Annotated in this window: 9 protein-coding genes; all 9 read left to right on the plus strand. The window is 49.5% G+C overall.

Annotation, left to right across the window (positions count from 1 at the left end; translation table 11 throughout):
- Window positions 1-174 precede the first annotated feature (174 nt).
- Window positions 175-1,029 (plus strand): FKBP-type peptidyl-prolyl cis-trans isomerase, encoded by an 855-nt coding sequence (gene fkpA / locus DXU84_RS18375; RefSeq protein ID WP_013573663.1) that lies wholly within the window; start codon window positions 175-177, stop codon window positions 1,027-1,029.
- Between the two features lie 264 nt (window positions 1,030-1,293).
- Window positions 1,294-2,016 carry a transcriptional regulator gene (locus DXU84_RS18380; protein ID WP_013573664.1) on the plus strand — a complete coding sequence of 241 codons (723 nt, stop codon included), beginning with the start codon at window positions 1,294-1,296 and terminating at the stop codon, window positions 2,014-2,016.
- Complete coding sequence (tusD, locus tag DXU84_RS18385) at window positions 2,013-2,405, plus strand: sulfurtransferase complex subunit TusD (protein ID WP_013573665.1); 393 nt, start codon at window positions 2,013-2,015, stop codon at window positions 2,403-2,405. The genes DXU84_RS18380 and tusD overlap by 4 nt, the downstream gene beginning before the upstream one ends.
- Before the next feature lie 22 nt (window positions 2,406-2,427).
- On the plus strand, window positions 2,428-2,787 hold the full coding sequence (gene tusC / locus DXU84_RS18390; protein WP_013573666.1) for a sulfurtransferase complex subunit TusC: 360 nt from the start codon (window positions 2,428-2,430) through the stop codon (window positions 2,785-2,787).
- 13 nt (window positions 2,788-2,800) lie between these two features.
- Window positions 2,801-3,088: a sulfurtransferase complex subunit TusB gene (tusB, locus tag DXU84_RS18395; protein WP_013573667.1), complete on the plus strand. Its 288-nt coding sequence runs from the start codon at window positions 2,801-2,803 to the stop codon at window positions 3,086-3,088.
- Window positions 3,089-3,231: 143 nt separating this feature from the next.
- A complete protein-coding gene (rpsL, locus tag DXU84_RS18400) occupies window positions 3,232-3,606 on the plus strand; it encodes a 30S ribosomal protein S12 (RefSeq protein WP_013573668.1) in 375 nt (124 codons plus the stop codon).
- A 96-nt stretch (window positions 3,607-3,702) separates the two neighbouring features.
- The gene (gene rpsG / locus DXU84_RS18405) at window positions 3,703-4,173 is read left to right on the plus strand and encodes a 30S ribosomal protein S7 (RefSeq protein WP_005969574.1); all 471 of its coding nucleotides are present in this window, start codon (window positions 3,703-3,705) and stop codon (window positions 4,171-4,173) included.
- A 96-nt stretch (window positions 4,174-4,269) separates the two neighbouring features.
- Window positions 4,270-6,384: an elongation factor G gene (fusA, locus tag DXU84_RS18410; protein ID WP_013573669.1), complete on the plus strand. Its 2,115-nt coding sequence runs from the start codon at window positions 4,270-4,272 to the stop codon at window positions 6,382-6,384.
- 71 nt (window positions 6,385-6,455) lie between these two features.
- On the plus strand, window positions 6,456-6,592 hold a 137-nt coding region (locus DXU84_RS18415), incomplete at its 3' end, for a GTP-binding protein (protein ID WP_228389065.1).

Here is a 6,592-nt window from a genome sequence, read left to right on the forward strand (position 1 = left end):
GCTTTATCCGTATATCCCGATCGTGTGACGAAACTTATTGATGTAAAAAAGGTCGGAATAAGACGCTAATGGCGTGTATAGAGATTGTTTTGTCGTGAGACGGACAGTTATAGTAACCGCCGAACTTTCGTAATTATTACCAGAGGTCACAGATTTCTGGTCCTGGAGAAATGGATGAAATCACTGTTTAAAGTAACTCTGCTGGCAACCACCATGGCTATCGCCCTGAATGCCACTCAGGTTATGGCTGCTGAAGCCACAGCACCGGCCGCTGCTGCAACTGCGCCAGCCGCTGCCCCTGCTGCAACTGCTCCGGCAGCAACAGATACGGCCAAATTCAAAAGTGATGATGAGCAGGCTGCGTATGCTCTGGGTGCATCGCTGGGTCGCTACATGGACAACTCCCTGAAAGAGCAAGAAAAGCTGGGCATCAAACTGGATAAAGACCAGTTGATCGCCGGTGTTCAGGACGCGTTCGCGAACAAAAGCAAACTGTCTGATCAGGAAATCGAGCAGACTCTGCAAACCTTCGAAGGCCGTGTGAAAGCATCAGCACAGGCTAAGATGGAGCAGGACGCGAAAGCTAACGCTGACAAAGGCGACAAATTCCGTGCTGATTTCACCAAAGAAAAAGGCGTGAAGAAAACTGAGTCAGGTCTGTTGTATCAGGTTGAAAAACCAGGTGCCGGCGCAGCGCCTAAAGACAGCGATACCGTTGTCGTTAACTACAAAGGTACCCTGACCGACGGTACAGAGTTTGATAATTCTTATACCCGCGGTGAGCCGCTGTCCTTCCGTCTTGACGGTGTAATTCCTGGCTGGACTGAAGGCCTGAAACACATCAAGAAAGGCGGCAAAATCAAGCTGGTCATCCCACCGGCACTGGCCTACGGTAAAACTGGCGTTCCGGGGATCCCGGCTAACTCCACTCTGGTGTTCGATGTTGAACTGCTGGATGTGAAAGCGGCACCTAAGGCTGACCCGAAAGCAGCTGAAAAACCTGCTGAAGCAGCACCAAAAGCAAACTAAGTTGCTGCTGAGCTGTTGCAGAAAACCGTCGCTAAATGCGGCGGTTTTTTTTCGCCTCTCACTTTTCTTGCCGCCCGTCCTTCATTTTATTGAGGTTACTCTATGATGATAACTTGACGCTTTTGTTTCCCCGGCATAACGTCACAGATCCATATAATCGTAAGGCCGTTTTTTCTGTGTCTTTGATACAGTAACGACCGTGGAATGATGAATAATGCGTCCTGACTCCCGTTGGAAGGCGCGATAGAGAGGGTGGTAGCTTCGATGTCTAATTCGCTTATAACTGGCGAAACCGGTGAACTGGATTTGCTGGACCAACGTCCGTTCAGCCAGGTCGATCATGAGATTTTGTCTTCATACGAGGCCGTGGTGGACGGGCTTGCGATGCTGATCGGTGAGCATTGCGAAATTGTTCTGCATTCACTGGAAGACCTGAAATGTTCAGCGGTCCGTATTGCTAATGGTGAGCATACTGGTCGTAAAATCGGCTCGCCAATTACGGATTTAGCGCTGCGTATGTTGCATGACATGACCGGTGCGGACAGTAATGTGTCCAAAGCTTATTTCACCCGCGCGAAAAGTGGTGTGCTGATGAAGTCAGTCACCATCGCTATTCGCAACCGTGAGCAACGCGTGATTGGCTTGCTGTGCATCAACATGAATCTTGACGTACCTTTCTCGCAAATCATTCAGACCTTTATGCCGCCTGAGACGCAGGAAGTGGCATCGTCCGTGAACTTCGCGTCATCCGTAGATGATCTGGTGGCTCAGACGCTGGAATTCACCATTGAAGAAGTCAACGCTGACCGCAACGTATCTAACAATGCGAAGAACCGTCAGGTGGTTCTGAATCTTTATGAAAAGGGTATTTTTGATATCAAAGACGCGATTAATCAGGTTGCGGATCGCCTCAACATTTCTAAGCACACGGTCTACCTGTATATCCGCCAGTTTAAAAGCGGTGATCTGGTGGGGAACGAACGTTGAAACTGCGTTACTGCCTGCTGGTCACCGGCCCTGCATACGGCACTCAGCAAGCCAGTGCCGCGTATCAGTTTGCACTGGCGCTGATCGCCAGCGGTCATCATCTCGACAGCGTGTTTTTTTATCGTGAAGGTGTGCTCAATGGTAATTTGCTTTCCGCGCCGGCATCCGATGAATTCGATTTAGTCCGATCCTGGCAGCGCATGGCGGCAGATTACCAGGTGGCACTCAATGTGTGCGTAGCTGCCGCATTACGCCGCGGTGTGATAGATGAAACAGAAGCCCATAATCAGGGGCACGGGCAGACTAACTTGCAGCCGGGTTTTACCCTGACCGGACTGGGCAGTCTGGCTGAAGCTTCGTTGACCTGTGATCGTCTGGTGCAGTTCTGATGTGTGAATGCAGGGAGCAATAATGAAGAAGATCGCGTTTGTATTCACCCAGGGTCCGCACGGTACGTCTGCAGGACGGGAAGGGCTGGATGCGTTGCTGGCAACGTCAGCGCTGACCGAAGATATTGGTGTATTTTTCATAGCTGATGGTGTTTTCCAGTTAATGCCAGCGCAGCAGCCGGAAAAAATTTTGGCGCGTAATTATATTGCCACGTTCGGCGTGTTATCTCTTTACGATGTCGATCAGTGTTTCGTTTGTGAAGAGTCATTAAAGACACGGGGCCTGTCGGCTGGCCATGAATGGGTTCTGGATGTTGAGCCGTTGCCCGTGACTGAAATTCGCCAGCGACTGGCCGAATATGATGTGGTAATGACGTTTTAAATCAGGAAACTCCATGCTTTTTACTCTTGCCAATTCCCCGCAACATTGTGATTTTTCATTGCTTATTCACATGATCGCCCAGGACGATGCGCTTCTGCTGATGCAGGATGGCGTGCTGGCTGCACTTGATGGCAGTGAGGCATGCAACCTGATGAGTCAGCATGTGCAGTCCATTTATGTTTTAAGCGAAGATTTGGCGGCTCGTGGTCTGGTTGGTCAAATTTCACACAGAATCACATTGATCGACTATACTGGTTTCGTCGCGCTGACTGAGAAACATACCCAGCAAACAGCATGGTGAAACAACGATGTGCTGTATATTTCTTGACACCCTCTTAGGTCAGCCCTAAAATTCTGCGTCCCCATATTAGCTAATGCTTTTTATGGGGCGATTTATCACGCGTTTACAAAGTAGTTTATGAACCAAAATCCAGGAGCTTTTTAATGGCAACAATTAATCAGCTGGTACGCAAACCACGCTCTACGAAGGTTGCTAAAAGCAACGTTCCAGCGCTGGAAGCTTGCCCGCAGAAACGTGGCGTATGTACTCGTGTATATACCACCACTCCTAAAAAACCAAACTCCGCACTGCGTAAAGTCTGCCGTGTGCGTTTGACTAACGGTTTTGAAGTTACCTCCTACATCGGCGGTGAAGGTCACAACCTGCAGGAACACTCCGTGATCCTGATCCGTGGCGGTCGTGTAAAAGACTTGCCAGGTGTGCGTTATCACACCGTCCGTGGCGCACTGGACTGTTCAGGCGTTAAGGATCGTAAGCAATCTCGTTCTAAATACGGCGTTAAAAAGCCGAAGTCTTAATGGTTCTCCGTTAAGTAAGGCCAAACATTTTCACTTTACTGTCAAAATAAACTCTTAGAGTTTTGGACAATCCTGAATTAACAACGGAGTATTTCCATGCCACGTCGTCGCGTCATTGGTCAACGTAAAATCCTGCCAGATCCTAAGTTCGGATCCGAACTGCTGGCAAAATTCGTCAACATTCTGATGGTAGATGGTAAAAAATCTACTGCAGAAGCAATCGTCTACACTGCTCTTGAGACCCTGGCTCAACGTAGCGGTAAAGGCCACCTGGAAGCTTTCGAAGTCGCACTGGACAACGTTCGTCCGACTGTCGAAGTTAAGTCCCGCCGCGTAGGTGGTTCTACTTATCAGGTTCCAGTTGAAGTCCGTCCGGTTCGTCGTAATGCTCTGGCAATGCGTTGGATCGTTGAAGCTGCTCGTAAACGCGGTGATAAATCCATGGCTCTCCGCCTGGCGAACGAACTTTCTGATGCTGCAGAGAACAAAGGTACTGCAGTTAAGAAACGTGAAGACGTTCACCGTATGGCTGAAGCCAACAAGGCGTTCGCCCACTACCGCTGGTAATCACTTCGCAGTAGTTATGCTAACCAAGCGGGCGCTTCAAGAAGCCAACCCGCTTGGGTTAACTGAACTTGAACGTCCTAGTTATAGAGGAATCAAATGGCTCGTAAAACACCCATTGAGCGCTACCGTAACATTGGTATCAGTGCTCACATCGACGCCGGTAAGACAACCACTACCGAACGTGTTCTGTTCTACACCGGTGTAAACCACAAAATCGGTGAAGTTCATGATGGCGCAGCCACCATGGACTGGATGGAACAGGAACAGGAACGTGGTATTACCATCACGTCTGCTGCCACCACCTGTTTCTGGTCTGGTATGGCTAAGCAGTTCGAACCACACCACATCAACATCATTGACACCCCAGGGCACGTTGACTTCACCATCGAAGTAGAACGTTCCATGCGTGTTCTTGATGGCGCGGTAATGGTTTACTGTGCTGTTGGCGGTGTTCAGCCACAGTCTGAGACCGTATGGCGTCAGGCAAACAAATATAAAGTTCCTCGTATCGCGTTCGTTAACAAAATGGACCGTATGGGTGCTAACTTCCTGAAAGTTGTTGACCAGATTGAAAAACGTCTGGGCGCAACTCCGGTGCCACTGCAACTGGCAATCGGCGCGGAAGAGAAATTCACCGGTGTTGTTGACCTGGTGAAGATGAAAGCTATCAACTGGAACGAAGCTGATCAGGGCGTTACCTTCGAATACGAAGAAATCCCTGCCAACATGCAAGAACTGGCTGAAGAATGGCGTCAGAAACTGGTTGAAGCCGCTGCTGAAGGCTCTGATGAGCTGATGGAGAAATTCTTTGGTGGCGAAGAGCTGACTGAAGAAGAGATCAAAACTTCTCTGCGTAAGCGCGTTCTGAACAACGAAATAATCCTGGTTACCTGTGGTTCTGCGTTTAAAAACAAAGGCGTACAGGCAATGCTGGATGCTGTTGTTGAGTATCTGCCAGCACCAACTGACGTTGAAGCTATCAACGGCCTGTTGGACGACGGTAAAGACACTCCGGCAGTTCGCCATTCTGACGATTCAGAGCCGTTCTCTGCTCTGGCGTTCAAAATCGCTACTGACCCATTCGTGGGTAACTTGACGTTCTTCCGTGTTTATTCCGGTCTCGTCAATTCAGGTGACACTGTATTTAACCCAGTGAAATCTCAGCGTGAACGTCTGGGTCGTATCGTTCAGATGCACGCTAACAAGCGTGAAGAAATCAAAGAAGTTCGTGCGGGCGATATCGCTGCTGCGATCGGTCTGAAAGACGTGACTACAGGTGATACCCTGTGTGATCCGGATAACGTGATTATCCTGGAACGCATGGAATTCCCTGAGCCGGTAATCTCCGTTGCGGTAGAACCAAAAACCAAAGCTGACCAGGAAAAAATGGGTCTGGCTCTGGGCCGTCTGGCAAAAGAAGACCCATCATTCCGCGTTTGGACTGATGAAGAGTCTGGCCAGACAATCATCGCAGGTATGGGTGAACTTCACCTGGATATCCTGGTTGACCGTATGCGTCGTGAATTTAACGTTGAAGCTAACGTCGGTAAGCCGCAGGTTGCATACCGTGAAGCTATCCGCGCTAAAGTTACCGATGTTGAAGGTAAACACGCTAAGCAGTCTGGTGGTCGCGGTCAGTATGGTCACGTTGTGATCGACATGTACCCATTAGAACCTGGCACAAATCCGAAAGGGTATGAGTTTGTCAACGAAATCAAAGGTGGTGTAATTCCTGGTGAATTCATCGGCGCGATTGACAAAGGCATCCAGGAACAGCTGAAGTCTGGTCCACTGGCCGGTTACCCGGTAGTCGATCTGGGCGTGCGTCTGCACTTCGGTTCTTACCATGACGTTGACTCCTCCGAGCTGGCGTTTAAACTGGCCGCTTCTATTGCCTTTAAAGATGGCTTTAAGAAAGCGAAACCAGTCCTGCTTGAGCCGATCATGAAGGTTGAAGTAGAGACTCCGGAAGAGAACACTGGTGACGTCATCGGTGACCTTAGCCGCCGTCGTGGTATGCTGAAAGGCCAAGAATCTAACGCTACTGGCGTTGTGATTCATGCTGAAGTTCCGCTTTCCGAAATGTTCGGTTATGCAACTCAGCTGCGTTCACTGACCAAAGGCCGTGCATCTTACTCCATGGAATTCCTGAAGTACGATGATGCGCCGAATAACGTGGCCCTGGCCGTTATTGAAGCTCGTGGCAAATAAGCCACTGGTTTAAACACAATGATCCCGTGCTCTCTCTTTGAAGGGAGAGCACAAGAGTAAGGAATATAGCCGTGTCTAAAGAAAAATTTGAACGTAACAAACCGCACGTTAACGTTGGTACTATCGGCCACGTTGACCACGGTAAAACTACCCTGACTGCAGCAATCACTACCGTTCTGGCTAAAACCTACGGCGGTTCTGCACGCGC

Source organism: Rahnella sp. RcJ3, from assembly GCF_009498575.1.
GTDB classification, from domain to species: domain Bacteria; phylum Pseudomonadota; class Gammaproteobacteria; order Enterobacterales; family Enterobacteriaceae; genus Rahnella; species Rahnella aceris.